Source organism: Kumtagia sp. (genome assembly GCF_059502445.1).
In genome coordinates this window covers 1-2,200 of the sequence record NZ_JCACER010000093.1, presented here as the reverse complement: position 1 = coordinate 2,200, position 2,200 = coordinate 1, and the positions used below count along the sequence as shown (strand labels likewise).

Genomic DNA, 2,200 nt, shown 5'->3' with positions numbered 1-2,200 from the left:
TCGCCGGTCTGGCCGAAACGGTCGGTGCCGAGCGGGCTGACACGTTGCCCGCGCACACCGCCAAGCCACGACAAGGCTGCCGGCGATCCGTCGATGACCGTCACGAGGCCGGCGGTGGGGCTGAGCGCTGCGAGCAGCTTGGCGGCATGGCTGGGTTCGCCGCTGCTGGCCTTCCAACGCGCCGCGCGGCTTGCCGACCAGCCTCGGTGCAGCAGATCGGGGGAGGTCACCGCCAAAAGGCCTAGGCCCGGGACGTCGTCCTTGAGCGCCTCCCAAGCGGCGATCGCCTCGGGCATGATCGCGCCGGTCGCGACGATCGCGGCTTCGGCACCGGCGACCGGCGGTTTCAGCCAATAACCGCCCTTCAGTGCATCGGCCTGCCAGCGGTCGTCGTCGCGCGCGACCTGCGCGATCGACCGCGTGGTGAGGCGCAGATAGACCGAGGCGCCATCGGGCGCCTGCAGATGCGCGAAGGCGTGCCGCATGATCGCCGCCAGCTCGTCGGCGAAGGCCGGTTCATAATAGTCGAGCCCCGGCTGGCCCATGCCGATCAGCGGCGTGTTGATCGACTGGTGCGCGCCGCCCTCGGGCCCGAGCGTCACCCCCGAGGGCGTCGCCACCAGCAGGAAGCGCGCATCCTGGTAGCAGCCGTAGTTGAGCGCATCGAGGCCGCGGGCGATGAACGGATCGTAGACGGTCCCGACGGGCAGCAGCCGCGTCCCGAACAGCGGCGCCGACAGCCCGAGCGCCGCGAGCATCAGGAACAAATTATTCTCGGCGATGCCGAGCTCGATATGCTGGCCGGCCGCGCCGCCGGCCCATTTCTGCGCCGAGGGGATCTTGGCGAGATGGAAGACGTCGGCGAGATCCTGCCGGCGGAACAGCCGGCGCTGGTTGACGAAGGCGCCGAGGTTGGTGCTGACCGTGACGTCGGGCGACGTCGTGACGATGCGGTCGGCGAGCGGATGCCCCGACTTGGCGAGGTCGAGCAGGATGCGGCCGAAGGCGGCCTGCGTCGACTGCTCGGCGCCGTCGGGCACCGGCAGCACATCGGGCACGGGCACCGCCTCGAAGGCGCGGTCCTCGACCTTGCGCGCCATCACCGATGAATCGACGAACGCCTTGAGGCGGGCGGCAGCGTTGTCGCCGAGACCCGCGTAGGGCGCCCACTCCTCGCCTTCGGCGATGCCGAGGCTGGCGCGAAGCTGCGCGATCTGCCCGGGGTTCATCAGCCCGGCGTGGTTGTCCTTGTGGCCGGCGAACGGCAGGCCATGCCCCTTGATCGTGTAGGCGATGAACAGCGTCGGCTTGTCGTCCTGCGCCTGCGCGAAGGCTTCGAGCAGGCTCTCGACGCAGTGGCCGCCGAGGCCGGTCATCAGCCTGCCCAGCGCCTCGTCGTCGAAGCTGTCGAGCAGCGCCGCCACGCCCTTTTCCCGGCCGAGGTCGGCGAGCAGCCGCGCGCGCCAGGCGCTGCCGCCCTGATAGGTCAGCGCCGCATATTCGGCGTTGGGACAGCTGTCGATCCAGCGCTCGAGCGCCGGCCCGCCCGGCCGCTTGAACGCCGCCTGCTGCGCCTTGCCGTGCTTCAAGGTGATGACGCGCCAGCCGCAGGTCTCGAAGATGTCGTCGAAGCGCGAGAACATCCGGTCGGCGGTGGTCGCGTCGAGGCTCTGGCGGTTGTAGTCGACGATCCACCAGCAGTTGCGGATGTCGTGCTTGTACGCCTCGATCAGGCACTCGTAGATATTGCCCTCGTCGAGCTCGGCATCGCCCATCAGCGCGATCATCCGGCCGGCGTCGCCCTCGGCGAGCTGGCCGTGCGCGATCAGATAATCCTGCACCAGGCTCGCGAAGGCGGTGATCGCCACGCCGAGGCCCACCGAGCCGGTCGAGAAGTCGACCGGGATCCGGTCCTTGGTGCGGCTCGGGTAGCTCTGCATGCCGCGGAAGGCGCGGAAGGCCTGCAGCTGCTCGAGGCTCTGCTGGCCCAGCAGATAGTGGATGGCGTGGAGCAACGGACCGGCATGCGGCTTCACCGCCACCCGGTCGTTGGGGCCGAGCGCGCCGAAATAGAGCGCCGCCATGATCGCGGTCATCGACGCGCACGACGCCTGATGGCCGCCGACCTTCAGCCCGTCGCGGCTGTCGCGCAGCTGGTTCGCGTTGTGGATCGTCCAGGCGCTGAGCCAGCGCAGCCGCG

General features: G+C 69.9%; 1 protein-coding gene. It reads right to left on the bottom strand.

The window, feature by feature from the left end:
• Window positions 1–2,200 (bottom strand): thiamine pyrophosphate-binding protein (locus tag AC5JDC_RS24000; protein ID WP_495845276.1); only part of this gene is annotated, 2,200 nt, incomplete at both ends.